Annotated in this window: 1 protein-coding gene; it reads right to left on the bottom strand. The window is 64.7% G+C overall.

The genetic code is table 11. From position 1 onward, the window contains the following. The coding region (locus F3J24_RS24780; protein WP_205244960.1) for a VCBS domain-containing protein at positions 1-255 on the bottom strand (255 nt) is incomplete at both ends.

Raw genomic sequence — 255 nt, forward strand, 5'->3', positions numbered from 1 at the left:
TGCCGCTGTCATCGGCGCCGTTGATCTGGAAGGTGACGCTGTTGCTGCGCTGGTCACCGTCCTTGTCGGTGAGCGTGTAGCCCATGGTCACGGTGATGGTTTGGCCGTTGTTCAGCGCCTGGGTGGCTGGCTTGCTGTTGTCCAGCTCGAACTTCCAGCTGCCGTCGGCGTTTTGCGTGAGCTTGCCGTAGTCGCTGAGGTTGACCGTGGTGGCGCCCAGCTTGGCGCTGACGTTGCCCCAGCCGGTGGCGCCCG

Origin of the sequence: Comamonas sp. Tr-654, assembly GCF_011752915.1 — a bacterium.
Lineage (GTDB): Bacteria > Pseudomonadota > Gammaproteobacteria > Burkholderiales > Burkholderiaceae_C > Comamonas.